The 25,413-nt window shown below is 38.6% G+C and carries 23 protein-coding genes; 14 read left to right on the top strand and 9 right to left on the bottom strand.

Features of this window, described 5'->3' with window-relative positions; all coding sequences use genetic code 11:
• Positions 1–14 precede the first annotated feature (14 nt).
• From OLM56_RS03365 to OLM56_RS03345, 5 genes are all read left to right on the top strand, one after another.
• Positions 15–1,061, top strand: a complete 1,047-nt coding sequence (locus tag OLM56_RS03365; protein ID WP_182493069.1) for an endonuclease/exonuclease/phosphatase family protein — start codon at positions 15–17, stop codon at positions 1,059–1,061.
• A 64-nt stretch (positions 1,062–1,125) separates the two neighbouring features.
• Positions 1,126–1,665 (top strand): 3-hydroxyanthranilate 3,4-dioxygenase, encoded by a 540-nt coding sequence (locus tag OLM56_RS03360; protein ID WP_121375634.1) that lies wholly within the window; start codon positions 1,126–1,128, stop codon positions 1,663–1,665.
• 252 nt (positions 1,666–1,917) lie between these two features.
• Complete coding sequence (locus OLM56_RS03355; RefSeq protein WP_264528324.1) at positions 1,918–2,844, top strand: magnesium transporter CorA family protein; 927 nt, start codon at positions 1,918–1,920, stop codon at positions 2,842–2,844.
• Positions 2,845–2,968: 124 nt separating this feature from the next.
• A complete protein-coding gene (locus OLM56_RS03350; protein ID WP_264528323.1) occupies positions 2,969–4,522 on the top strand; it encodes an aldehyde dehydrogenase family protein in 1,554 nt (517 codons plus the stop codon).
• 172 nt (positions 4,523–4,694) lie between these two features.
• A complete protein-coding gene (locus OLM56_RS03345) occupies positions 4,695–5,594 on the top strand; it encodes a DUF6268 family outer membrane beta-barrel protein (protein ID WP_264528322.1) in 900 nt (299 codons plus the stop codon).
• A gap of 4 nt (positions 5,595–5,598) precedes the next feature.
• Here the strand turns inward: OLM56_RS03345 and OLM56_RS03340 are convergent, their stop codons facing one another.
• The 4 genes from OLM56_RS03340 to egtB all read right to left on the bottom strand — a co-directional run bounded on the left by OLM56_RS03340 (position 5,599) and on the right by egtB (position 9,653).
• Positions 5,599–6,345 (bottom strand): LytR/AlgR family response regulator transcription factor, encoded by a 747-nt coding sequence (locus tag OLM56_RS03340; RefSeq protein ID WP_264528321.1) that lies wholly within the window; start codon positions 6,343–6,345, stop codon positions 5,599–5,601.
• A gap of 1 nt (position 6,346) precedes the next feature.
• The gene (locus OLM56_RS03335; protein WP_264528320.1) at positions 6,347–7,156 is read right to left on the bottom strand and encodes a sensor histidine kinase; all 810 of its coding nucleotides are present in this window, start codon (positions 7,154–7,156) and stop codon (positions 6,347–6,349) included.
• A gap of 385 nt (positions 7,157–7,541) precedes the next feature.
• Entirely contained in the window at positions 7,542–8,501 is a 960-nt protein-coding gene (locus OLM56_RS03330; protein WP_264528319.1) for an L-histidine N(alpha)-methyltransferase, read from the bottom strand.
• Positions 8,502–8,507: 6 nt separating this feature from the next.
• On the bottom strand, positions 8,508–9,653 hold the full coding sequence (gene egtB / locus OLM56_RS03325; protein WP_264528318.1) for an ergothioneine biosynthesis protein EgtB: 1,146 nt from the start codon (positions 9,651–9,653) through the stop codon (positions 8,508–8,510).
• Between the two features lie 159 nt (positions 9,654–9,812).
• Here egtB and OLM56_RS03320 point away from each other — a divergent pair, with 159 nt between their 5' ends.
• Positions 9,813–10,181, top strand: a complete 369-nt coding sequence (locus OLM56_RS03320; RefSeq protein WP_121375626.1) for a carboxypeptidase-like regulatory domain-containing protein — start codon at positions 9,813–9,815, stop codon at positions 10,179–10,181.
• A gap of 91 nt (positions 10,182–10,272) precedes the next feature.
• On the opposite strand, the gene OLM56_RS03315 is transcribed toward OLM56_RS03320, so the two are convergent.
• Together OLM56_RS03315 and OLM56_RS03310 are read right to left on the bottom strand one after the other, a co-directional pair.
• Positions 10,273–10,758, bottom strand: a complete 486-nt coding sequence (locus OLM56_RS03315; protein ID WP_264528317.1) for a DUF6646 family protein — start codon at positions 10,756–10,758, stop codon at positions 10,273–10,275.
• A gap of 51 nt (positions 10,759–10,809) precedes the next feature.
• Entirely contained in the window at positions 10,810–11,538 is a 729-nt protein-coding gene (locus tag OLM56_RS03310) for a metallophosphoesterase family protein (RefSeq protein WP_121376252.1), read from the bottom strand.
• A gap of 163 nt (positions 11,539–11,701) precedes the next feature.
• Between OLM56_RS03310 and OLM56_RS03305 the strand changes: the two genes are divergently transcribed.
• Positions 11,702–14,056, top strand: a complete 2,355-nt coding sequence (locus OLM56_RS03305; protein WP_264528316.1) for a DUF5686 and carboxypeptidase regulatory-like domain-containing protein — start codon at positions 11,702–11,704, stop codon at positions 14,054–14,056.
• On the opposite strand, the gene OLM56_RS03300 is transcribed toward OLM56_RS03305, so the two are convergent.
• From OLM56_RS03300 to OLM56_RS03290, 3 genes are all read right to left on the bottom strand, one after another.
• Entirely contained in the window at positions 14,045–15,205 is a 1,161-nt protein-coding gene (locus tag OLM56_RS03300) for an ATP-binding protein (RefSeq protein WP_264528315.1), read from the bottom strand. The two genes, OLM56_RS03305 and OLM56_RS03300, sit on opposite strands and share 12 nt — an antisense overlap.
• Before the next feature lie 64 nt (positions 15,206–15,269).
• On the bottom strand, positions 15,270–16,025 hold the full coding sequence (locus tag OLM56_RS03295; protein ID WP_121375622.1) for an SDR family NAD(P)-dependent oxidoreductase: 756 nt from the start codon (positions 16,023–16,025) through the stop codon (positions 15,270–15,272).
• A gap of 62 nt (positions 16,026–16,087) precedes the next feature.
• Positions 16,088–16,960 (bottom strand): aldo/keto reductase, encoded by an 873-nt coding sequence (locus OLM56_RS03290; RefSeq protein ID WP_264528993.1) that lies wholly within the window; start codon positions 16,958–16,960, stop codon positions 16,088–16,090.
• Between the two features lie 167 nt (positions 16,961–17,127).
• Here OLM56_RS03290 and OLM56_RS03285 point away from each other — a divergent pair, with 167 nt between their 5' ends.
• From OLM56_RS03285 to OLM56_RS03255, 7 genes are all read left to right on the top strand, one after another.
• Positions 17,128–18,132, top strand: a complete 1,005-nt coding sequence (locus tag OLM56_RS03285; RefSeq protein ID WP_121375620.1) for an AAA family ATPase — start codon at positions 17,128–17,130, stop codon at positions 18,130–18,132.
• Between the two features lie 123 nt (positions 18,133–18,255).
• A complete protein-coding gene (locus OLM56_RS03280) occupies positions 18,256–19,125 on the top strand; it encodes a DUF58 domain-containing protein (protein ID WP_182493057.1) in 870 nt (289 codons plus the stop codon).
• A gap of 43 nt (positions 19,126–19,168) precedes the next feature.
• Positions 19,169–20,779, top strand: a complete 1,611-nt coding sequence (locus tag OLM56_RS03275; RefSeq protein WP_264528314.1) for a hypothetical protein — start codon at positions 19,169–19,171, stop codon at positions 20,777–20,779.
• A 1-nt stretch (position 20,780) separates the two neighbouring features.
• Entirely contained in the window at positions 20,781–21,779 is a 999-nt protein-coding gene (locus tag OLM56_RS03270; protein WP_121375617.1) for a vWA domain-containing protein, read from the top strand.
• Positions 21,780–21,785: 6 nt separating this feature from the next.
• Complete coding sequence (locus tag OLM56_RS03265; RefSeq protein WP_264528313.1) at positions 21,786–22,826, top strand: vWA domain-containing protein; 1,041 nt, start codon at positions 21,786–21,788, stop codon at positions 22,824–22,826.
• A gap of 1 nt (position 22,827) precedes the next feature.
• Complete coding sequence (locus OLM56_RS03260; protein ID WP_264528312.1) at positions 22,828–23,610, top strand: tetratricopeptide repeat protein; 783 nt, start codon at positions 22,828–22,830, stop codon at positions 23,608–23,610.
• 15 nt (positions 23,611–23,625) lie between these two features.
• The gene (locus OLM56_RS03255; protein ID WP_264528311.1) at positions 23,626–25,386 is read left to right on the top strand and encodes a BatD family protein; all 1,761 of its coding nucleotides are present in this window, start codon (positions 23,626–23,628) and stop codon (positions 25,384–25,386) included.
• Positions 25,387–25,413 lie beyond the last annotated feature (27 nt).

Here is a 25,413-nt window from a genome sequence, read left to right as displayed (position 1 = left end):
TTAATATTGGATTTATGAGAATTAAAAAATTTATTGCCCTTTTCATTGTATTATTTTCAATAACAGTAGCGAAAGCTCAGGATAAGAAATTTAAAGTGCAAACGATTGCATTCTACAATTTTGAGAACCTGTTTGACACGATCAATAATGCGAATGTGAATGATGAAGAGTATACACCAACGGGCACTCAAAGATGGACGGCGGAGAAGTATAAAAAGAAACTTGAAAACCTGAGCAGGGTATTAAATGAAATAGGAACCAGCGACCAGCAAAAAGAATCTCCTGTAATTATAGGAGGATCTGAAATCGAAAACCGCGGCGTTCTTGAGGATTTGGTAAAACAACCACTTTTAATCAACAAAGATTACGGAATCGTTCACTTTGATTCGCCTGACAAAAGAGGAATTGATGTTGCGTTGCTTTATCAGAAAAAACACTTTAAGCCGACAAGCTCTATAAACGTTCCGCTGATCATCTATGACCAGTCTGACAAGACACAACGAATCTATACACGTGACCAATTGCTAGTGACGGGATTGCTAGATGGCGAAGAAATGCATTTCATCGTAAACCACTGGCCATCGCGTTCTGGAGGCGAGCAAAAGTCTAGCCCGAACCGTGAAGCGGCAGGAAGACTTAACAGAAAAATAATCGATTCTTTATATTCTATAAACCCAAATGCAAAAATCATCACTATGGGCGATTTGAATGATGGTCCTTATAATAAGAGTGTGAAAATTGAATTGGGTGCGAAAGCTAAAAAAGAAGAGACTAAGGAAAGAGGCATGTACAATCCGATGGAAGAAATGTCTAATAAAGGAATTGGTACTTTGGCTTACCGTGATGCGTGGGACTTGTTCGACCAGATGATTCTTTCGGAACCATTCATCAGAAAAGACTATACTTCGTATCGTTTTTGGAAGGCAGGAGTTTACAACAAACCTTTCCTGACACAGACAACCGGACAATATAAAGGATATCCGCTCAGAAATTCGAACGGTCAGGTTGGATTCAGCGATCACTTTCCAGTGTATCTGTATCTGATAAAAGAAGTAAAATAATTTTTAAAGGCTAGTTTTCGCTAGCCTTTTTTATTTTTAGTAATTTAGTAGAAATATTAAAGCTATGGCAATTTCAAAACCATTCAATCTCAACCAATGGATTGAAGAAAACAGGCATCTTCTAAAACCGCCTGTCGGAAATAAAAACATCTATGCAGATTCTGGAGATTATATCGTAATGGTTGTCGCCGGACCTAATGCCCGAAAAGACTATCATTATAATGAGACCGAAGAACTTTTTTACCAGCTCGAAGGCTCTATAAAAGTAATCATCCAAGAAGATGGTGAGCGAAAGGAAATGGAGCTGAATGCTGGCGATATGTATCTGCATCCTGCAAAAACGCCACATTCTCCCGTACGTTCTGCCGGATCAATCGGTTTGGTAATCGAAAGAAAGCGTGCCGGAAAAGGCTATACCGACGGACTGCTTTGGTTCTGCGACAACTGCAATCATAAACTTTACGAAGTCTATTTTGAGCTTAAGGATATCGAAAAGGACTTCCTGCCTCATTTCCAGCATTTCTATAATTCCAAGACCTTAAGGACTTGTACTAAATGCGGCACTATCATGGAAGCTGATAAAAAATATACCTTAAAAAGGTAAGAACTGATTCCGATTTCTAAAAGCCTTTGGTTTGAATGCTGATTTAAACCAAAGGCTTTTTTGTGAATATTTCAGGCCGGAATCGGCTGTCCTAAAAAAAACATAATAAAGCAACAGCTTCACTTTTAAAGTTCTACCTTCGCGCCACAATTAAATTATCCGAAAAATGGACGATTATTATCAGAAGAACATTTCATTAATTTAAGGACAGCATGTCATTCTGCAAGCTGTTCTTAGAAATAGCGTTGCATTATGATCACATTCTACAAAAACAACAATGGGCTTATTCACGCCCAAAATCCAGAAAACAGCTGCTGGATAAATGCCGTTTCTCCAACAGCGGAAGAAACAAACTACCTTCTCAAAGAGTTAAAAATTCCCGAAGCGTTTTATAACGACATCGAAGACATTGACGAGCGTCCGCGTCTCGAAACTGAAAACGGCTGGAATCTTATTGTCTTGAGAATTCCTTTTAAAAGCGACGATGCAAAGCTGCCGTTCAATACGGCTCCTCTGGGACTGATATTTAACGAAGACGTTTTTGTTTCTCTTTGTTTCCATCCCAACGATATGCTCGACGATTTTGTACTTTATACCCAGCGCAAAAAAATAACAATCACTTCGCACTATGATTTAGTGTTGAAGCTGCTGCTGTCGTCAAGCGTATGGTACCAAAAATACTTAAAGCATATCAACCAGCGCATCAAACTAGCCGAGAACAATTTGGAAAAGTCAATCAAGAATGAAGAGCTTCAGGCGTTGCTGCAGATTGAAAAGTGCCTCGTATTTTTTATTACGTCGCTAAAAGGGAACGATATCTTGTTTCGCAGGATTAAAAATCTGAAAAACCAACAAGATGTTCTTGATCCAGATTTGCTTGAAGACGTAGAAATCGAATTGCGCCAGGCAGAAGAAACCACCAATGTCTACAGCAATATCTTGACAGGCATGATGGATGCTTATGCTTCGGTAATTTCCAACAACCTGAACATTATCATGAAACGACTTACCTCAATCTCGATCATCCTGATGATTCCGACGCTTGTGGCAAGTTTATACGGAATGAACGTACCGAACAATCTCCAAGACAGTCCTTTCGGATTTTGGATTATCTTGTTGATTTCGCTTTTGATATCTGTTTTCGGAGTATTCATGTTCAAGAAAAGAAATCTGTTTTAAGCAAACATTATATTATAAGGTAGGGAAGGCGGATTATTGCTAAAAAATCATTTTCATTCGCAAAATCCACCTATAAATCATAACTTCGCAAAAAATATTACAATTTACAATCAAAAAGTTATAAATGGCAACAACAGCAAATCAATTCGGAATGACTGAAGCCTTGCAGCAATTGGGCTTGGCAGCAATTAATGAAGGAACTTCAACAGGAAACAGCTGGTTTTCAAATGGTGAAATCTTAGAAAGCTATTCTCCAGTTGACGGTCAGTTAATCGGAAAAGTAAAAACAACTACTAAAGAAGATTATGAAAAAGTAATGAAAAGCGCGACAGAAGCTTTCAAGACTTTCAGATTAGTGCCAGCACCACAGCGTGGAGAAATCGTGCGCCAGTTTGGTCAAAAATTACGTGAGAAAAAAGAAGCTTTAGGCAAATTGGTTTCTTACGAAATGGGAAAATCTTTGCAAGAAGGTCTTGGAGAAGTTCAAGAAATGATTGATATCTGTGATTTCGCAGTAGGATTGTCTCGCCAATTGCATGGTTTGACGATGCATTCTGAGCGTCCTGGACACAGAATGTATGAGCAATACCATTCGTTGGGAGTTGTGGGAATCATTTCTGCGTTTAACTTCCCAGTTGCCGTTTGGTCTTGGAATACAGCTTTGGCTTGGATTGCCGGAGACGTTTGTGTTTGGAAGCCATCTGAAAAAACACCTTTATGCGGCGTTGCCTGCCAAAATATTATTGCCGAAGTTTTAAAAGAAAACAATCTTCCAGAAGGAATTTCGTGCTTGATCAATGGTGATTACAAAGTAGGAGAATGGATGACCTCTGACGTTCGTGTTCCTTTGGTTTCTGCTACAGGTTCGACACGAATGGGTAAAATCGTTGCTCAGACTGTTGCCGGACGTTTAGGTAAATCTTTATTGGAATTAGGAGGAAACAATGCAATTATCGTAACTCCGGATGCAGATATTAAAATGACGGTTATCGGTGCTGTTTTCGGTGCCGTAGGAACTGCAGGACAGAGATGTACTTCGACACGTCGTTTGATTATCCACGAAAGCATTTATGATAAAGTAAGAGATGCTATCGTTGCAGCTTACGGACAATTGAAAATTGGAAATCCATTAGACCAAAACAACCACGTTGGACCGCTTATCGATACACACGCTGTTGAAATGTACAACAAGGCTTTAGAAAAAGTAGTTGCCGAAGGCGGAAAAATTATTGTTGAAGGTGGTGTTCTTTCTGGCGAAGGTTACGAAAGCGGATGCTACGTGAAACCTGCAATTGCAGAAGCTGACAATTCATTCGCAATTGTACAGCATGAAACATTTGCGCCAGTTTTATATTTGTTGAAATATTCAGGAGAAGTTGAAAACGCGATCCATCTTCAAAACGGCGTGGCACAAGGCTTATCTTCTGCTATCATGACAAACAACTTGCGTGAAGCAGAAAGATTCCTTTCTGTTGCTGGTTCTGACTGTGGAATTGCTAACGTAAACATCGGAACTTCTGGTGCTGAAATTGGTGGTGCTTTTGGTGGCGAAAAAGAAACCGGAGGCGGCCGTGAGTCAGGTTCTGATGCTTGGAAAGTTTACATGAGAAGACAAACCAATACAATCAATTACACGACAAACTTGCCATTGGCGCAAGGAATCAAGTTTGATTTGTAAGAATTAAACATACATAATTAAGAGTCCCGCTGATGAGAATTGGCGGGACTTTTTGTTTTAGGACTTTTTGTTTTCCGCAATAAAACCTTTCGTCATAAAGGCTGAGCCATTCGTCAAATGAATTTTATGTTGTGCCGTTGAACCGCGTACTTCGTGCAAAAATAAATTTGACATGAAGAAACAGGTTTTTTATTTAGTACTATTTTTTACGCCGATTATTGGCGTAGCTCAAACGGGTATTTCAGGACAAGTCAAGGCAGATTATGTGCCTTTTTCTAATTATGTTCGTCCAATCGACAGTGTAAAGACAGACTCTAAAAGCAATTTTAAAAGAATACAAGGCACTTTGGAAATTCCGCTGTCACTTACGATGATTGAAGAGAATAAGCCCAAATTATGGTCGCTGTATCTTCAGGGAAGCTATGCGGCTATGGAAAACAAATATTATGACGAGAAATTATTTCCGACGAAGCTGATGAATGCTCAAGTTGGAGTGAAGCATATCCGTCCTATCGGTGGCAAATGGTCAATGATGGCAACTCTATCTGTTGGAGTATATACTGATATGGAACAAATTACTATCGACGATGTCCTTTTACAAGGAGGTGTACTGTTTATTAAAAATTTTAATCCTAATCTGGCTTTCGGATTTGGGCCGGTGCTGACTAATGCTTTTGGTGTTCCAATGCTATTGCCTGGCATTTACCTTAATTGGGAGACTCAAGGCGCATTGCATTTTAAGGTTGCATTTCCAGAAGGAGCCGAAATAGGTTATAGGTTTGTTCCTAATTTCGATCTGAAAGCCGTTGTTGAATTGGATGGCATGACGGCTGAAATTACGAAAGATGGAAAATCGAAATTGTTAGGGTATCAGCAAATAATAGCAGGGATACGGCCTCAGTTTACATTAGGAGAAAACTGGATTTTTGAATTGACCGCTGGCTCTACTTTGACGCGTTCTTTTCAGACAAACGATAGAAAGATAAGCGATATTTTTAAAGAAAAAGATATGGCTAATCCAAGATTTACGACTACGTTTTATGGTGCTGCAGCTTTGAAATGGAAGTTTTAGCGACTTAACGGCTCAGCAAATTTTTATAAACTACCTCTTTTAAGAGCGCTTCCCTGCGTGCTCTTGAAATAGGTAGTTGCTGATTATTAATAGAAAGGCGCCCGCCAGCAATAGAATCGATATGGTCGATATTGACTAAAAAAGATTTATGAATTCTAAAAAATTTTTCTTTCGGTAGTGTTTCTTCTAACGAAATCATGGTTTGGTGAATGATTAGAACTTGATTTTTAAAATGCAGCTTGGCATAGTTTTGCATTCCTTCAATATAAAGGATGTCAACCCATGATATTTTTTGAAAACCTTCTCCTTGGCGAATGTATAAGAATGGATCAGCCGGAACTTGCTGTTTTGCCGAAGCAGTCAACGAATATAATTGCTGTGCTTTTAAAGAAGCTTGATAAAACCGTTGAAACGTAATAGGCTTTAGCAGATAGTCTACAATTTGCAGACGATATCCTTCTAAAGCATGTTCAGAATAGGCTGTCGTGAAAATCGCCATCGGAGGCCGGTCTAAAGAATCTAAAAATTCCAATCCAGAAAGATAAGGCATGTTGATATCCAGAAACAGTAAGTCTACTTGTCCGTTTTGAATGTATTCTGATGCTTCGAGTGCAGAGGCACAAGAACCGACAACTTCTAGAAAATCTATTTTTTCAATAAAATCGATGATGCTATTGCGCGCCAAAGGTTCATCGTCAACAACGAGGCATTTAATTAGGGGTTTCGATGGCTGTTCTAGATTCAAGTTCATATCAGTTGAGCACTAAAGTAAGAATAATTGTGAATTTATCTTCTGTCTTTTCAATAGTCAGATCATGACGGTCTGGATATTGGATGTCGAGCCTTTTACGCACATTTTCTAATCCAAGTCCATGGTCATTCGACAATGCTCTATAGTGTTCGGTATAAGAATTTTCTATCTTTAGCATCAAATGCTCACCATCTTGTTTGCATAGTAAATTAACATAGCCGTTCTCATGAGGCAACCTAGAAACATGCTTGAAAGCATTTTCTACCAAAGGCATCAATAATAATGGCGTAATCTGGAGATTGCCATTTTGGATTTCCCATCTACAATCGACATCTAATTCATTCCCCCAACGCACTTGTTCAACACCCACAAGATCTTTTAGGTATTTGACTTCTGTTTCCAGCAGTACATATTCGCGATTGCACTCATACAATTGATAACGCAGAATATCCGAAAATTTTATAAGCAATTCCGAAGCAAGAGGTACATTCCGTTGCATAAGGATGTGGATATGATTAAGCACATTAAACATCAGATGTGGATTGATCTGGTCTTGCAATATCTTAATTTGTGCTTCTAAATGATTTTGCTTTAGCAAGGCATGCTTTTTCTCCATTATCCCATGTTCTTGGTAAAAACGAAGACCGCAAGCCGTGCCGTTTATTAAAAGAGCTGCTGGAATCGAAGTATAAAAACGAAACCAAAAATGCTCTAAAACTGGCAATTTGGATTGTGGAAAAGGTTCTCCTATTTCATGGCTCGCAAATACAATAGAAATCAGTGCCAGGCATCCGGCGAGAAGAAACGCCATAAAAATGAATTGTACTACAAAGAACCGCATCTTACCTCTATCCAGAGCTTTTGGCAGTAAAATGTCGCTAAGAGTGTGGGATATAGTAATAGAAAATAGTAAGAAAAGCATTGTCTGGTAGACGGCATACGAGAAGCTAAAATCTTGAATAATTTGTGCCCATATTGCAAAGCCTAATACGCACCAAAAGATGCTTATAAATAGCCAATGTCGGTATTGTGAATTTTTCTTCATGCGGAAAGGAGCGAAGATACTCTTGCTTCATTAAAGTTAGGAATACTATGCAAAGAAGGGAAGATTATTGCTCTTTAAAAAAAATATTTGACCAATGGCATGTGTGTTTTGACTAAAAGCAGAAGTTACTCATGGTATGAATGATTTTTGCTTATTTCTCCCATAAGCTATCCGTAAAATACTGCTTACTGTCTAGAAAATTTTTAAGTACTTTAAAATCCAATTGTTCGGACAATTCCTCTATCTCTATAAAACTATATTTTTTCGAAAGCTCCGTCCAGATGGTTTCATCTTTTTGGAACGTAAATGACTTGTTAAGCACGCGGCTGTAGAATCGTTGTTTCGCTAAGCTGTACAGATAGCTGTTGACTTCACCATTTTCGGGATTGTAATGGCAATAAAAATCAAATTGGCTCACATCAATATCTGCATCCAATTCGCGATTGATTCTGTGAAGCAGGTTCATATTAAAGGCTTTCGTAATACCATGCGGATCATCGTAGGCTTTTTGTATGATTCTTGGGCTTTTCTGCAAATCAATTCCTAATAATAGCTTGTCTCCTTTTTTCATGCCCGAAGCAAATTTCTGAAGCAGGTCAAAGGCATCTTCTTTTTTATAATTTCCGATATTGCCACCAAGAAAAAGGAATAAGTTTGGCGTGTTCTCTTTTGAAATGTCTTTTATGACCTCAAAATAATCGCCAATCTTGGATTGCATTTTGATTTCTGGAAGCGAGGTACGGATGTTTTCTTCTAAGATCAGAATAGCTTCTTCAGAAATATCAATCGGCATATAGGTGAAATCAGCATTTTTATTCAAAAACGCTTGAAGCAGCTGTTTTGTTTTTGTGCCATCGCCAGAGCCAAATTCCACGATATTGAATTTACCTTTAAATTCAAGCCGTTCCAATATCTTTTCTGACTGCTCCGACAAGATCTCGAATTCACAATTTGTCGGATAGTATTCCGGCATTTTCATGATCTGCTGGAAAATATGGCTTCCATTATCATCATAAAAATATTTAGAAGAAAGATGTTTCTTTTTTGCGGTCAGTCCTTCCAAGACATCTTCCGCAAAAGCGGTAGTATAAATTTGTGGCGTTGTGTTCATAAGCAGTTATTTTGCAAGTCGGATGCCGTTGAATTGCCAGCGTTCGTCTGCGTGAAAAAAGTTTCTGTAGGATTTTCGGCTATGATGTGGCGATGTAGCGCAAGAAGAACCGCGCAGGACCATCTGGTTGATCATGAATTTTCCGTTGTACTCGCCAATAGCGCCTTCTGGTTTTTTGAAATTAGGATACGGTAAATAGGCGCTGTTTGTCCATTCCCAACGTTTTCCCCAATCCAATTTATCGGCGGCGATTTCCCATTCGAATTCTGTGGGCAGTCGCATTTTTTTCCATGCAGCATAGGCAGAGGCTTCATAAAAACTGATGTGCGTTAAGATGGCATCAGCATCTATTTTTTCTAATCCTTTCAGCGTATAGCTGTGCCATTCTCCGTCAATTTTATGCCAATACAAGGGTGCTTCAATTTTGTTTTCAGTTACCCATGACCAGCCTTCATCCAGCCAATAACTAAAATCTTGATAGCCGCCGCTGTTGATAAATTCAAGATAGTCTGAATTGGTAACCAAGGACTTTGAAATTTCAAAATCATGCAGATATACTTTATGCCTGCCATGTTCATTGTCAAAAGAAAAGCCTTCTTCTTCAAAACCTATTTCATAGATGCCTTCTTCTATTTTGACAAATCCGCTTTCGGCATTTTTTTGGTTTTCCCACTCGATATTTTCGTCATAGATTGGAAAAATCGGATTGTTTCCGAGAATGTATTTTATATCAGTCAAAAGTAATTCTTGATGCTGCTGTTCGTGATTCAGTCCTAATTCTATCAATTCTTTTAGTTCTTCTGATTTAAGCTGCAGCAGTATGTGCATGTGCATGTCGACATACGTGCGGTATTCAAAAACTTCCTGTACTCCCGGACGTGTGATGTTTCCTCGGTCGGCCCTAAAAACACGCTTTCCGACAAAATTGTAATAGCTGTTGAAAAGAAAACTGAAGTCCTCATCAAAAGGAGTATAGTCTGGAAGATGTTCTTTCAAGATAAATTGCTCGAAAAACCATGTGGTGTGCGCCAGATGCCATTTCGGCGGACTCACAAAGTTGACGGGCTGGGGTACGAAATCTTCTGTTTTTAATGGACTACAGAGATGTTCGGTATGTTTTCTAACGGAATTATAACGGTCTGAAAGTGTCATTTTATTGATGGTTGAATATATCTAATTTACGAAGAATGTTCAGAGCCATTTTTAAAGCAACTGATTTTTAACCTATTTATAACAGTTGTTGAAATTTTTTTAAGCAGTTGAAGCAACCTCGACAGTTTTTTTGCATCTCTATAGAAATTGCTATGGAGAATGAAAAATATTTTGTTCTTTTTTATGGTTATCCTGCTTTCGTGCAATAGCGATGATGATAATGATAGTGTGAACTGCACTGAAGAAATTCGTGCAGGACTTGTTGTCAGAGTCAAAGATGCCGTTACTAATCTGGAGCTTCAGGAAGGAGTAGTTGTTACTGCTACGGATGGGAGCTATTCTGAAATATTAGAATACGGATCGACCAGTACATCAACTTTTGTCGGAGCATTTGAAAGGCCAGGAAATTATATTCTGACAGTATCTGCAAATGGTTATCAATCTTTTGCTTCAGGTTTGATAACAGTAACTGCAGATGTATGTCACGTTATTCCGAAGAATGTAACCATTGCGTTGCAACCGGAATAAAAAAAGTCCCGATACCACCGGGACTTTTTTCGTTATTATTTCAGAGGTCCGATTCTTATTGAATCGGATTTTCTATATAAAGCAGGTTCAATTATAGATTGAACGATGCGCCAAAACTAAAGACGAATTGGTTGTTCAGATGTTCATAGCCAAATACGTCGCTTTCATATTTTGCAATTGGAATATTGAATTCGGTAAATAGGCCAAATCCGTTGGTGAAGAAATAGCGTCCGCCCAAATGCCCGCCAAAATTTCGTAAACCTAAATCCAATCCAGGATAAATGTCAAAATTTTCAGGCAAGCCCATCACGTTTCCGATGTTAGCATTAAAACGCGCTTTAAGGTCAAATCGGTCCTCAAACTTTGAGCCGTCGCCGTCTACGCCTAATAAATAAGTAGTATAGCCTCCGATAGACATGTTTTCTCCGATTCCATAGTCATACGTAGCCATAATTCCTGTTGCATGATCTTGAAAGTTGGCTCCCACTTGAAATTTTTTATCTCCTTTACCATTAAAAGCTTGAGCATTTCCTAAAAAAGCACTTAAAAGCAAACCAAATGTTATAATTTTCTTCATAATTAAGATTTTGTGCAAATATATGGGTTTTTATGAGTTTTTGAAACAAATTTAATTTCTGCCATTTTCTTCAGGATACAGCTGATAGACCGGATCGCTTTGCCAAAACTGCTTAGTATCAATATCTAATATCGTCAGCGGTCCTTTGAAAGCTGCGCCAGTGTCTACATTCCATATATTGGCCTTGTTGATGGGAACAGTTTCTCCAATTCTGGTAACCGGCGTATGACCGATGAATATTTCTTTGTAAAGATTGAATCGTTTTGGATAATATGGACTGTCTTTTTCTATAGTGCTGTCCAAGGACAGGGCATTTTCCCATAATGTTCGTTCCCAATAGAACATTTTCGGAAAATATTCATACGTAACGCCGTTGAGGTTGGTGAATCCTGCATGAATAAAGAGGCGATTGTGCTCGTCGAGATGATAATTTTCCAACGTTTTCAGAAAATCAATATGGACTTGCTTTTCGTCTTGTGACAGAAGGTTGTATTTTTCCATAGTCAGCCGCCCGCCATGATTGAACCATTGCGGATTGTCTTTTTTTGCTTCCAACCATTGCAATAGCAGATCGTCGTGGTTTCCTCTCAGAAAAATACAATTGTGCGTAGTTTTTAAAGCGATTAAAAAGTCAATTACTTCGGGAGATTCGCTCCAGCCGTCGACATAATCGCCAAGAAAAATCAAAGTGTCAGTATTGGTTACATCGGCTCTTTTGAAAATTTGGTGCAGGGCTTTCAATGCGCCGTGAATGTCTCCAATGATTAGGGTTCTGTTCATTGAATTAAAAGTATTGAATTCAAATATCATAAAAACAATCGACTATGTAAAAGAAAAATTCATATTTATCGTTTTGTTAGGAATGATAAAATTTAACTTAAAATTCTTACTTTTTTAAATTGCTATGAGAAACATCTTCCCCCTACTTGTTTTTTTGCTTCTTATGGGCCAAATTTTATACGGCCAGAATACTATCAAAGGAAAAATCATAGATTCTGAAACTAAAGAGCCCTTAGCTTTTGCAACGGTATTGATTAATGGTGACAGTCGCAAAGGGGTTTCTTCTGATATTGAGGGACTTTTTTCTTATAAGAGTTCCTCTCCAATTTCAACAATCAGTTGCAGTTATATGGGTTATGAAAATTTTTCAACGCCTGTTTCAAAAGGAGATACTGAAATAGTGATTGCATTGGTTCGATCAAAATTTGACCTGACGGAAGTAGTGATAGAATCTGGCGAAAATCCAGCCAATGCAATAATGAGAAAGGTAATTGCGAATAAAGAAATCAACAATCCGGAGAATATAAGTTCTTTCAAATATCGGTCTTATAACAAGCTGATTTATGATTACAGGTCTGAATCGGCTGATAAAAGGGACAGCATTTTTATGCGCCAAAAGCTAAAAGGGAGCCACTTTTTTATGATGGAATCTGTAACCAATAGGAAATTTATAAAACCAGATGTCAGCGAAGAAGTTGTAGTAGCAACTAGAGTGTCCGGATTTACGAACCCTACATTTGCTTCATTGGCAACAGATTTCCAGCCTTTTTCTTTTTATAAAGATAACATCAAGCTGTTCAATATCAACTATCTGAACCCGATCAGCAATGGAAGCTTAAAAAAGTATAAATTCCGTATAGAAGATACAATCTATCAGCAAAAAGATACGGTCTATATCCTGTCATTTAAGCCCTTACCGAATAAAAATTTCGAAGGATTAAAAGGGTTTTTATACATCAACACGAACAAATATGCCGTGCAGAATGTGATTGCCTCGCCCTTTGAAAAAGGTAAAATAGATATCAAGATACAGCAACAGTATGTCTTTGTAGACGATAAATATTGGTTTCCGCAACAGCTCAATTATGCGTTGGTTTTTAACGAATTCCCGACGCCAAGAATAGGAATGCTTATTGACGGCAAAAGCTATATTGATCAGGTTGAGGTAGATGTGCCACTGCGGAAAAAGGATTTTTCGCTAGAATCAGTGCGGATGGATGAAAATGCGGCCCAAAAAGACAGTCTTTTTTGGGCAAACTCACGAGCCGAAAAATTAAATCGTACCGAAGAAACTACGTATAGAGTCATTGATAGCATTGGAAAGAAAGCGAATTTTGACGGTCTATTGACCTTTATGGAGCGATTTTCGCAAGGAAGGATTCCGATAGGACCAATTGATATCGACCTGTCGAAAACATTTAGTTATAATAAATACGAAGGATTTCGTTTGGGCACAGGCATCTATACCAATGATAAGTTGTTCAAAAATTTAGAACTCGGCGGATTTTTCGGCTACGGATTGGAAGATCATGATTGGAAATACGGAGGTGAAGTTTCCTATAAGCTTTCTAAAGAAAACGAAATGAAGATCGGAGCAAAATTCCAGCAGAATCTTATTGAAACGGGGAACTATGGCTTAAATAATTATGAGCCTGGTCTGTATAATTTTAGGAATTATATCGGATTTCAATACGACATGATTCGACAGTCTAACCTGAACTTTAGTTTTCGAACCCTACGATATTTGCGATTCAAGGTAGATTTTAACCACACGAAAACCAATCCGAAGTACGATTATGTCTTCCAAAATAATGGTCAGAATTTTGTGGATTATACCAATTCAGACTTGACAATCAACTTGAGATTTGCCTATAAGGAAAAATTCATAAACAGCCTTAACCAAAGGTATTCGATGGGCACAACCTATCCGGTTCTGAATCTTGCGTATACCAAAGGAATCAAGAATTTTATGGACAGTGATTTCAGTTACAACAAAATTGAAGTTGCGGTCCAGCAGTCTTTCTTCACGAAGAATTTTGGCCAGACGGATTACCGCCTAGAAGCCGGTTTTGTTGACAATCCGTTACCATACGGACTTTTATTTACAGGAGAAGGAGGTTATGACAGCAAGTCCGCAATTATCATGAAAAATACGTTTCAGACTCTGCGTCCGTATGAATTCCTGTCGGATCGTTATGTCAACTTATTTCTTTCGCACAATTTTGGAGGACTGCTTTTCAAATCCGGAAAATTCCAGCCTGGTGTGACTTGGCATAATAATATCGGCTGGGGAGATTTGTCGAACAAAAGCGCTCATCAATTGATAGGGTTCAAGACAAAAGACAAGATTTTTACGGAAACAGGCCTGCAGATTGACAATATTTTGAAAGTCAACTATATGAATGTGGCTTACCTCGGATTAGGGTTTGGGGTATATTACCGATATGGAGCTTACTCACATCCAGAATTTAATGACAATCTGGCTTTTAAATTCTCGCTATCGATGTCAATCAAGTGATGTATCGTATTTCATCTTTCGCAAGATTCGCATAGCTTCCTTAAAGCTCACATAAACTGTCGGATTTTCGAAACTTTTCAGCAAAGGTTTAGCGTCAATGAGTTTTTGCTTGGCGTCTTCAAATCCGTTGAGATAGCAGATCATAAAGGTAGAAGGAAGATTTTCTAGATCCTTTTTTTCTCTTTCGGAAAGGGCTAATCCTTTGTCTAATTTGGAAAGAAGCGATAAGTTGGAATTATAGATGTGAAAAAGTACTTTTCTGTTGTACTGCGGCGGCTCAAAAAGAAACTGCGTTTCGATTTTATAATAGCCGTTGTCGTAAAAAGAAATCGTCTGTTTTTCTAAAGGATAGTAACTCGTTTTGTCATTCAGTCCGAGTGGAAGGTATTCTGTAATCGAAAACGTATGGTTGTCATATTCGATCGAAACTTCATCTAGGGCTGAATAAAAAAGCTTCACCTGTTCATTGACCAGCTCAATGTCTACGCGGGATAAATAGGTTTTGTCCTTGACCTTCTTTTTATGTCCGGCCCAGCAGACGACAAATAATTCCTTAAAAACTTTATACTTCGGAGACATGTCTTTATGGCGATTGTTCATAAAGTCGATGACACCTTCTAAAGTATGTTCGATACTATTGCGAGAGTTGTTTTCAATGCTGATGACGGTTTCTATATTTTGGTAATTTTTGCCGATATCGCTTGGAATTTCATCCACAGGAACCGAATTGCTTCCTCTTCGTATAAAAGTAGATTTTGCCAAAATGGTATGAATTCCTTTTTTGAAGAAAGATACCCTTTTGCTCGGTTTTATCGTTACCAAACCTACGACTTTGTCTTTTGGAAGATTCGGAAACGGAACATTTTCGTATTGGATTTTTGGCGGATTTTCTAAAAAAGCATTCACAAGATTCTGGATGCGGCTGTCGTCAAAAAAATCATCCCCGACAATTTCATTGTCATGGTCTTCAACGCCTACGACGATATACGAATTGTTTGCCGGATTAGAATTCGACAATGCGCAGATGTGCTTTAAGAATTTTCCTTTTCCTTCGCGGGTATGAAGATTCAGCTGGCGCTTTTTGTCATAAAAGCTGCTCTCGTCATTGTGAGCGAGAAGATTTTTTATGAGCAGACGCTTGTTGATCATGGATTGGATTTTTAGACTGTTCGATTTTTAGATCGTAACAATCTAAAAATGGAACAATCAATTTTTAGATAATACGATTCACAATCGTCGAAGAAGCCTGGGCCGTCGACATGACGATTAGATCAGCAATATTAATATGATAAGGCCTAGTAATCACAAATCGGATAATATCGGCAATATCTTCTGGTTTTAAAGGTTCAAATCCTTTGTAGACATTGGAAGCCCGTTCAGCATCGCCCTTAAAACGCACTTGTGAAAATTCGGTTTCGACCATTCCGGGATGTATGCCTCCGACACGGATTCCATATTGGTTCAAGTCCATTCGCATGCCTTGGTTGATTGCATCGACAGCATGTTTTGTGGCGCAGTAGACATTTCCGTTCGGATAGACTTCTTTCGCAGCAGTCGAACCGATGTTAATGATATGTCCGTTTCGCTTTTCGACCATTTTTGGAATGACGGCATGAGAAACGTACAAGAGTCCTTTTACGTTAATGTCGATCATAGCGTCCCAATCCTCCAAATCACCTTTTTCAATGGGGTCTAACCCATGTGCATTGCCGGCATTGTTGATCAGGATGTCGATTTCTGAGAATTCCTTTGGCAAAGAATCGATTGATTCTTGAACGGCTTTTTTCTTCCTTACGTCAAAATTCAAAGTATGGACTTTCGTGCGGTGTTCCAATTCAAGTTGCAATTCTGCCAGACGGTCTTCGCGCCTGCCGCACAAAATCAATTTAAAATTGTGTTTTGCTAATTCAATAGCCGTAGCTCTTCCGATACCGCTGGTGGCACCTGTTATTAGTACTGTTTTCATTATTTTATTTCTTTGTTGAAAATTTAAAATTCAAGATTCAACATTTTATAAAAAAGTTTGTGTTTCTAAGGAACTTTATTTCCCATGCTTTCTGTCCAGATGGCAAACCATTCTTCTTTCTCCAACTTGAATTCTGTGGCTTTATACAATTGCTGTATTCTCGAAACATTTACCGTTCCTGCAATCGGAATCACTTTGGCCGGATGTTGCAAAACCCATGACAAAAGAATCGTATCAGAACCTACATGGTATTTTCCAACCAACTCTGCCAAAAGTGTTTTTAATCGTCTAGTCTGGTCTGTTTTTTCCCTGAAAACAGTTCCAAGCGGATTCCATGCCATAGGACGGATATTGTGAACCTGCATGTGATCGAGGCTTCCGTCAAGCATGGCTTTGAAGTCAGTTGCCGAAAATTGCACCTGATTGTAGCTGACTTCTGTTTTGGAACGGATGAGGTCAGTTTGCGAAGGCGTAAAGTTAGACAGTCCGAAATCAAGAATCTTTCCTTCTGATTTTAATTTCGCTATAGCTTCCGCAATTTCATCAGCCTGCATTAATGGACTTGGACGGTGCAACAAAAGAACATCAAGATAGTCAGTATGCAGATTTTTTAATGAATTTTCTACCGACCAGATGATGTACTCTTTCGAATAATCATAATGCTTGATTTTGTTGTCTCTGTTTTCAGCAATATGCTGGATGCCGCATTTTGAGATTAGTTGTATTTTTTTTCTGTCGATTTTGCTTTCTGTAAAAGCCTTTCCAAAAGAGGCTTCCGTAGTATAACCTCCATAAATATCGGCGTGGTCAAAAGTGGTGATTTTATTTTCGAGGCAAACGTGAATCATGTTTGCCATTTCGGAAGTTGTGAGATTTTTATCCCAAACGCCCCAGTTCATAGTTCCCGCAATTATGGGAGATAATGTTGTTTTCACGATGATTAGTTTTGAGTTTTTAAATTTATGAAAACAAAATCATAAATCATCCTTAAAACCAAGCCATTCAAATGTATTTTAACGTAATGTTAACAACTTACCTTTAAATAAATTTTCAATTTGCACTGTTAAAATTAAATACTAATTTCACGGCTTTTAAATATCAGATTATGGAAGAAAATGCTACTGCATTAGACATTAGGGCAATTAATGAAAAAATAGAAAGAGAAAGTGCTTTTATTGACTTGTTGATGATGGAAATGAACAAGGTCATCGTAGGTCAGAAGCACATGGTAGAACGATTGTTGATTGGGCTTTTGGGACAAGGGCATATTTTACTGGAAGGCGTTCCGGGATTGGCAAAAACATTAGCTATCAATACGCTTTCGCAAGCAGTTCAAGGTTCTTTCAGCCGTATTCAGTTTACACCAGATTTGCTTCCTGCCGACGTTGTGGGAACCATGATTTATAATATCAAAGACAATGTCTTTTCCATCAAGAAAGGACCTATTTTCGCTAATTTCGTCTTGGCAGATGAGATCAACCGTGCTCCCGCAAAAGTGCAGTCGGCACTATTGGAAGCCATGCAGGAAAAACAAGTGACGATTGGCGATACGACTTTCAAGCTAGACAAGCCATTTTTGGTTTTAGCTACACAAAATCCTGTAGAGCAAGAAGGAACGTATCCTTTGCCAGAAGCGCAAGTAGACCGTTTTATGCTAAAAACAGTTATCGATTATCCAAAAATCGATGAAGAGCGAATGGTTATTCGCCAAAACCTAAAAGGCTCTTATGAAAAAGTAAATCCGGTAATTTCAACCGACCAGATTCTTCGCGCTCAAGAAGCCGTTCGTGAAGTGTATATGGATGAAAAAATCGAAAAATATATTCTGGATATTGTCTTTGCGACCCGCTATCCAGAAAAATACAAACTAGAAAACCTGAAACCATTGATCAGCTTTGGAGCCTCACCTCGTGGAAGTATCAACTTGGCCAATGCGGCTAAATGTTACGCTTTCATCAAACGTAGAGGCTATGTAATTCCAGAAGATGTCCGTGCGGTAGTACATGACGTGCTTCGCCACAGAATCGGAATTACGTATGAAGCCGAAGCCGAAAACGTTACTTCTGTTGATATCATAAACAAGATCGTAAACGAAGTTGAAGTACCTTAGAAAGTTGATAGTTGACAGTTTATAGTTTATAGTTGAGGGTTCTTCTTGTTTAAACGAACTATCCACTAAAAACTATCCACTAAAAACTATTCACTATCCACTAAAAACTATCAACTAACAAAAATGGATACAAAGGAATTACTCAAAAAAGTACGAAAAATAGAAATCAAGACCCGAAGATTGAGCGATCATATTTTTTCGGGAGAATACCATACATCGTTCAAAGGACGCGGGATGACATTCAGCGAAGTCCGCCAATACCAATTTGGAGATGATGTGCGTGCAATTGATTGGAATGTTACGGCGCGCTATAATGAACCGTATATCAAAGTTTTCGAAGAAGAAAGAGAGTTGACCATGATGCTAATGGTAGACGTCAGTGGTTCGGAAAGTTTTGGTACGCAGAACAGTTTCAAGAAAGATATTGTGACAGAAATTGCTGCAACTATGGCCTTTTCAGCAACGCAGAACAATGATAAAATTGGGCTGATCCTATTTTCTGATGAAATTGAATTGTTCATTCCTCCTAAAAAAGGAAGATCGCACGTTTTGAGAATCATTCGCGAGTTGATTGAATTCAAGCCTAAAAGTCATAAGACAAACCTGTCACAGGCATTGAAATTTTTGTCAGGAGTCATAAAAAAGAAAGCCATTGTTTTTGTGATTTCAGATTTTATGACAGATGATAATTATGAGCATACGCTGAAAATTGCCGGAAAAAAACATGACCTGACGGGAATTAGAGTATATGATGCCCGAGAAGAAAAAATGCCAAATATCGGAATGGTCAATATGCTGGATGCCGAAACAGGCGAAACGATGTTGGTTAACACCGGCTCCAAATCAGTTCGTCTGGAATATGAAAAATATTATCAGGAGAAAATGAAATATTTCAAGGAAACATTCAGCAGATGCGGCTCGGGAACTGTAAATTCTAGAGTAGACGAAAGCTACGTGACAAAATTATTGGGCTATTTTAAATCGAGAGGTTAATCTTTTTTCCCCCTTTCATGAATAAAGATTAGGAACTAAAAAAATGAAAAACAACACCCTTTACATACTGCTCTTTTTATTGGTTGGGACATTTGCTTTCGGACAGCAAAAACGGGTAACGGCATCCGTAGATTCTACCAAGGTTAAAATAGGGGCACAAATCAACCTTACGCTAAAAACTTCGGTCGATACGTTGTCGAACGTCGTATTTCCGGAAGGAACTAATTTCGGCCAGTTAGAAGTCTTGGAATCGTATCCAACAGATACCGTTAAAGAAAAAGACCGCTATCTGCTGACCAAGAGATACGGGTTGACACAATTTGATTCTGGAAAATATCTGATTCCAAGTTTGAAAGTATTGATTAACAACAAGCCCTTCGCAACAGATTCTCTTTTTGTTGCCATTGCCGGAGTCAAAGTCGATACATTAAAACAAAAAATGTATGACATCAAAGGAATTGCAGAGGTTAAAGAGTCGATGGGGAATTGGTGGAAATACCTTCTCGGAATATTGCTCTTGGCAGGAATCGGATACTTGATTTATTATTTCGTTAAAAACCGCAAAAAGAAAGAAAAGCCAGAAGCCATTGTATATGCAACACCGATTGAAAAAGCGGTAGGCTTGCTTAAAAATCTGGAGCAAAAAGAACTTTGGCAAAAAGGAGAAGTCAAAAATTATTATTCTGAATTGACTGATATTGCCAGAACGTATATCGAAGAAGAAATTCAAGTTCCAGCCATGGAAAGCACGACTTCGGAAGTTATCATAGGATTACGAAATGCCGCAGTCAGAAAGAAAATGAAGATTTCTCAAGAAACGGTAGAAAATCTTGAGCGCGTTTTGCGTCAGGCCGATTTGGTAAAATTTGCCAAATCAAAACCGCTTGATTTCGAGATAGCCGAAGACAGAAAAAAGATAGAAAAGACAATTTTTACATTACACAAAGCCATACCAGAAGTAGAAGAGGAAGACGACGAGATGCTGATGCTGGATGCACAGAAAAAAGAATTATTGTTGAAGAAAAAACGAAAACGCAAGATTGCTATCGCGGTTTTTACAATTTCCTTTTTGGTTGTAGGAACGCTCACTTATTTTATCACGACTAAAGGATTAGAGTCTATTTTAGGACATCCGACAAAAGAATTATACGAAGGCGAATGGATCACGAGCGATTATGGTAATCCTGCGGTGACCATGGAAACGCCAAAAGTATTAAAAAGGACTAAACTTCCGAACGGCAGAAAAGACATGGGCGTAAAAGAAAGCCAAGCCTTCTCGTATGGAAGCTTTTTCGATGAAATATCTGTAAATGTTTCGACAACATCATTTAAAGACACGCTGAGCAGACCACTAGAAAAAGTAATCGAAAGAGAAATCAAGTCGTTTGAAAAACAATATAAAGCCAAAGATGTTTTCGTAAAACAAGACCAATTTGACACCAAAGAAGGCATTACAGGAATAAAAGCCTATGGGTCGATGGTCATTTTTAAAGAAGACAGCGATAAAGAAATCAAGATCGGTTATGAAATCTTGGTATTTGCACAAGAAGGAGGCCTTCAGGAAATCATCATCACCTATCGTAATAATGATGAATTCGGCTCCAAAATCTCCGATAGGATAATTAACTCAGTCGAACTTAAAAGAGTAAACTAAGATGAAGAATGTTACCTTTTTAAACCCTGAGTTTTTCTGGCTGTTTGTCCTGATTCCGATTGCTATTGCTTGGCAGATCTGGAAAGGAAAAAAACAAGCCTCGTTAAAGGTAAGCTCGCTAAAAGGATTCAAGGCAAAACCGTCAGTTTTGGCAAAATTGAAACCTTTATTGTTTGTTTTCAGGATTCTGGCATTGAGCTTTTTGATCGTTGCTTTGGCGAGGCCGCAAAGTGTAGACATCAGTAACAAGACCAACATTACAAACGGAATCGATATCGTGATGTCTATTGACGTTTCTGGAAGTATGCTAACGCGCGATTTGAAACCGAACCGCCTGGAAGCCTTGAAAAGAGTCGCTTCAGATTTCGTCGAAGCCCGTCCAAACGATAGAATCGGATTGGTTGTGTATGCTGCGGAAAGCTACACCAAAACGCCAGTGACCAGCGACAAAGCTGTAGTCCTTGATGCGTTGAATAGCGTAAAATACGATCAACTTCTGCAAGATGGAACCGGAATCGGTATGGGATTGGCAACTGCAGTAAACCGTTTGAAAGACAGCAAAGCAAAAAGCAAAGTGATTATCTTGCTTACGGATGGAGTCAACAATTCAGGTTTTATAGACCCAAGAATGGCTTCTGATATCGCAAGAGAATACGGAATAAAAGTATATACGATCGGAATTGGAACCACTGGAATGGCTGAATCTCCATACGCGATTGGTCCAAACGGAGAATTCGTTTACAGAATGATGCAAGTCGAAATCGACGAGCAATTAATGAAGGAAATTGCAAGGAATACAGACGGAAGATATTTTAGAGCCAAGAATAATCAGAGCCTGAAAGCTATCTATGATGAGATCAACAAGCTGGAAACCACAGAAATTGAAGAACAAAAATTCTACAATTATGATGAACGATTCAGGCCTTTTGCAATTGCTGCAGGTTTGCTTTTATTGCTAGAAGTTCTATTGAAAAATACAGTTTTTAGAAGCTTTATTTAAAAAATTATGTACGACGAATTAGACGAAAAAAAATATTTATACCTTTTGATCATCATCCCTATTCTGGTGCTGATTTTCCTATTCAATCTCTATTGGAAAAGAAGAAAGCAGAAAGAATTTGGAGATTTGAAATTGGTCAAAAAATTAACTCCTGAAAAATCGGTTTTCAAATCAACGCTAAAAATTACGGTTTTTCTTTTGGCACTGGCTTGTCTGATTTTAGGATTAGTAAACCCTAAACTAGGAACCAAAGTAGAAACCGTTAAAAGAGAAGGAATTGATATTGTTTTCGCTATTGACGTCTCAAAATCAATGCTGGCTGAAGATGTCGCACCCAACCGTTTAGAAAAAAGCAAGCAGATTGTCTCGCAGATTATCAATCAGCTTGGAAGTGACAGAATAGGAATCGTAGCGTATGCCGGAAGTGCTTTTCCAGTTTTACCGATTACGACAGACTATAGCGTGGCGAAAATGTTCCTCCAGAGCATGAATCCTGGAATGGTTTTGTCTCAAGGAACATCGCTCGACGAAGCAATCCAGTTGTCGTCGACTTATTTTAATCCAGACAGCAAGACTAGCAAGTTGGTCATCATGATTTCTGATGGAGAAGACCATTCCGAAGGAATTGAAGATGCGACAGAAGAAGCAAACAAGAACGGCCTAAAGATCATAACCATTGGTGTCGGTACTGAAAAAGGAGGCCCGATTCCATTAAAAAGAAATGGTGTGGTCGAAAGTTTCCAGCGCGATCAAAATGACCAGATTGTCGTGACAAAACTCAACGAAACTACCTTAAAAGAAATTGCCAAAAACACAAAAGGCGGTTATGTGAACGGAAATAATACCAAAGAAGTAATCGACTATGTGAAGCATGCTTTGGATAATATCGAAAAAAGCGAATTCGAGACCAAGCAATTTGCCAACTACCAATCGCAGTTCCAATGGCTTTTGGGAATCGCCTTCTTTTTGTTTTTCTTAGATATTTTCTTCTTGGAGAAAAAAACAACCTGGGTGAAAAAGATGAATTTATTTAATGAAAAGGAATAATATGAAACAGCTATTGCTATATGCAGTTCTATTTTTTTCCTTTGCAGCCATAGCACAGGAAAAAGACAAAAATTTGCCAAAAGGAAACAAAGAATTTAAAGAAAAAAACTATGCTGATGCTGAAGCCGAATATAGGATTTCATTATCCAAATCGCCTACAAAAGCGATGGCGTCCTATAATTTGGGAAATACGATTTACAAGCAGAAGCAGCCAAGCGAAGCAAAACTAGCGTATGTAAAAACTATCGAAAATGCCAAGACGAAACCTCAAAAACACAAAGCGTTTCATAACCTTGGGAATATTTTCATGACCGAAAAGAAATATTCTGATGCCGTCGAAGCGTATAAAAATGCCTTAAGAAATAATCCAGCTGACGAACAGACGAGATACAATTATGCGCTAGCAAAAGAATATTTGAAAAACAATCCGGAACCGCCAAAAGACGACAAAAAGAAGGAGAAGGATAAAAAAGAGAATGATAAGGACAAGGAAAATAAAAAAGACGACAAAAAAGACGGAGACAAAGGAGATAAAGATAAAAAAGACGATAAAGGAAAAGGCGACGATAAAAAAGACAAGCAGGACGGCAAAGATGGCGACGGAAAACAAGACAAAGATTCCGACCAAAAAGGCCAGCCGAAACCGCAGCCAGGCAACAGTCCGTCAAAACAACGAATTGAAAACCTGCTCGATGCCGTAAATAATGAAGAAAAGAAAATCCAAGACAAGGTCAATGCCCGAAAAGTAAAAGGCAAGCCTGTTCAAACAGAAAAAGACTGGTAATAGATGTTGATTGTGATGAGAAAATATATAATAGCATTAATTTTACTCTGTTTTCAAGGGCTATCGGCTCAAGTTCAGTTTGAGGCGAAAGTCAGCAAGCAGACACTTGGGATAAACGAGCGGCTTCGAATTGATTTCGTCATGAATGAAGACGGAGACAATTTTACGCCTCCTTCTTTCGAAGGCTTTCGCGTTGTCGGTGGGCCAAGCCAGCAAGTAAGCCAGACTTGGATCAACGGAAGAGCTACTTTCAACAAATCGTACATTTACATTCTGCTTCCGCTACAACGCGGGTCGCTTACGATAAAGCAGGCAACGATAGAAATCAAAGGACAGACCTACAAAACTGCACCGATAAAAATAAACGTGACCGCTGCTGTCGATGAATCAAAAGATCCGAGCAGTCCGGATTATGTGCCGAGCGGAGGAATCCATCTTATTGCCGAAATTTCCAACGCAAATCCGTATCTCAACCAGCCGATAACCGTAGTATACAAGCTATATGTCAGCAATAATGTGAGCGTTAGGAACTGGAAAGAAATCGACAGTCCGAAATTCAATGATTTCTGGAGCCAGAATATTGATATCAAAAATCTGGTGGTCGAAAACGGAAAATACAACGGCGAAGATTACCGTTATGTCGTCTTGCGCAAAACCGTTTTATATCCTCAAAAATCTGGAAAGCTTACCATTGAACCACTTTCGTTAGATATTGTTGTCGATCAGCCGACGAACCGTAGGGATATCTTTGGGAGAGTCCAATTTGTAACGGCCAACAAAACTGTTTCCGCAGGAAGCAAAATCATTAGCGTTAAAGCCTTGCCAGAAACTGGAAAACCTCAAGATTTTACAGGTGCGGTTGGTCAGTTTGATTTTGTGGTAAAACCTTCTAAAACCGAATTGAAGCACGGCGAATCGTTAGATCTAGACATCAGCGTTTCTGGAAAAGGAAACTTGAAACTATTCACTTTGCCAAAACCGATTGTTCCGAGCGCACTAGAAATGTACGATCCGGTGCATAATGAACAAGTTTCGACACCACTTTCAGGAATGCAAGGCAAAATATCAGATAAATACACGATTATTCCGCAATATCAAGGAAATTATACCATCAAGGGATTGTCGTTCTCGTATTTCGACCTCGCTACAAAATCCTATAAAACGATAACTTCTAAAGATATCGTAATCAAGGTTTTGGACGGACCGACATCTTCCGATCCAGCTGTTGCTGCTACGCCAGGCTCTGGAACCACGAAACAAGCTGTGAAAAGTACAAACCAATTTGGATTTATAGCGCTTAAGACACAATTGAAACCGATTCATAAAGATGATTTCTTTGGTTCGGGATTATTCTATACATTGTTATTCCTGCCATTCCTTTTTATTCCGATTATTGTTTTGGCTAAAAAGAAAAAAGAGGCAATCGACAGCGATGTTGTGGGCAATAAAAGAAAAATGTCAAACAGATTGGCTAAAAAATACCTTTCGGAAGCTAAAAAACAAATCAACAACAAAGAACCATTTTATATTGCTCTCGAAAAGGCATTGCACAATTTCTTAAAAGCCAAGTTGCATATTGAGACTTCGGAAATGAGCAAAGATAAGATCAGAGAAATTCTTTTAGAGAGAAATGCACGGCCAGAAACCATCGATGATTTTATAAATCTGACAGAAAACTGTGAATTTGCAAGATACGCACCGTATTCAAGCGTTGCCATCCAGCAGGATTTTGACAAGGCCGTAACCGTGATTTCCGAACTGGAAAAACAAATCTAACAATTGATGATTCCTTTATGAATTGAA

This window comes from Flavobacterium sp. N2550 (genome assembly GCF_025947265.1).
GTDB classification, from domain to species: Bacteria; Bacteroidota; Bacteroidia; order Flavobacteriales; family Flavobacteriaceae; genus Flavobacterium; species Flavobacterium endophyticum.
The sequence above is the reverse complement of the archived record's forward strand: the minus strand, read 5'-3'. Positions and strand labels throughout refer to the sequence as shown.

Excerpts from the sequence above, each read along its gene's own strand:
- OLM56_RS03365 (WP_182493069.1), top strand. The coding sequence starts at position 15 with ATGAGAATTAAAAAATTTATTGCCCTTTTCATTGTATTATTTTCAATA.
- OLM56_RS03360 (WP_121375634.1), top strand. The coding sequence starts at position 1,126 with ATGGCAATTTCAAAACCATTCAATCTCAACCAATGGATTGAAGAAAAC.
- OLM56_RS03355 (WP_264528324.1), top strand. The coding sequence starts at position 1,918 with ATGATCACATTCTACAAAAACAACAATGGGCTTATTCACGCCCAAAAT.
- OLM56_RS03350 (WP_264528323.1), top strand. The coding sequence starts at position 2,969 with ATGGCAACAACAGCAAATCAATTCGGAATGACTGAAGCCTTGCAGCAA.
- OLM56_RS03345 (WP_264528322.1), top strand. The coding sequence starts at position 4,695 with ATGAAGAAACAGGTTTTTTATTTAGTACTATTTTTTACGCCGATTATT.
- OLM56_RS03340 (WP_264528321.1), bottom strand. The coding sequence starts at position 6,345 with ATGAACTTGAATCTAGAACAGCCATCGAAACCCCTAATTAAATGCCTC.
- OLM56_RS03335 (WP_264528320.1), bottom strand. The coding sequence starts at position 7,156 with ATGGCGTTTCTTCTCGCCGGATGCCTGGCACTGATTTCTATTGTATTT.
- OLM56_RS03330 (WP_264528319.1), bottom strand. The coding sequence starts at position 8,501 with ATGAACACAACGCCACAAATTTATACTACCGCTTTTGCGGAAGATGTC.
- egtB (WP_264528318.1), bottom strand. The coding sequence starts at position 9,653 with ATGACACTTTCAGACCGTTATAATTCCGTTAGAAAACATACCGAACAT.
- OLM56_RS03320 (WP_121375626.1), top strand. The coding sequence starts at position 9,813 with ATGAAAAATATTTTGTTCTTTTTTATGGTTATCCTGCTTTCGTGCAAT.
- OLM56_RS03315 (WP_264528317.1), bottom strand. The coding sequence starts at position 10,758 with ATGAAGAAAATTATAACATTTGGTTTGCTTTTAAGTGCTTTTTTAGGA.
- OLM56_RS03310 (WP_121376252.1), bottom strand. The coding sequence starts at position 11,538 with ATGAACAGAACCCTAATCATTGGAGACATTCACGGCGCATTGAAAGCC.
- OLM56_RS03305 (WP_264528316.1), top strand. The coding sequence starts at position 11,702 with ATGGGCCAAATTTTATACGGCCAGAATACTATCAAAGGAAAAATCATA.
- OLM56_RS03300 (WP_264528315.1), bottom strand. The coding sequence starts at position 15,205 with ATGATCAACAAGCGTCTGCTCATAAAAAATCTTCTCGCTCACAATGAC.
- OLM56_RS03285 (WP_121375620.1), top strand. The coding sequence starts at position 17,128 with ATGGAAGAAAATGCTACTGCATTAGACATTAGGGCAATTAATGAAAAA.
- OLM56_RS03280 (WP_182493057.1), top strand. The coding sequence starts at position 18,256 with ATGGATACAAAGGAATTACTCAAAAAAGTACGAAAAATAGAAATCAAG.
- OLM56_RS03275 (WP_264528314.1), top strand. The coding sequence starts at position 19,169 with ATGAAAAACAACACCCTTTACATACTGCTCTTTTTATTGGTTGGGACA.
- OLM56_RS03270 (WP_121375617.1), top strand. The coding sequence starts at position 20,781 with ATGAAGAATGTTACCTTTTTAAACCCTGAGTTTTTCTGGCTGTTTGTC.
- OLM56_RS03265 (WP_264528313.1), top strand. The coding sequence starts at position 21,786 with ATGTACGACGAATTAGACGAAAAAAAATATTTATACCTTTTGATCATC.
- OLM56_RS03260 (WP_264528312.1), top strand. The coding sequence starts at position 22,828 with ATGAAACAGCTATTGCTATATGCAGTTCTATTTTTTTCCTTTGCAGCC.
- OLM56_RS03255 (WP_264528311.1), top strand. The coding sequence starts at position 23,626 with ATGAGAAAATATATAATAGCATTAATTTTACTCTGTTTTCAAGGGCTA.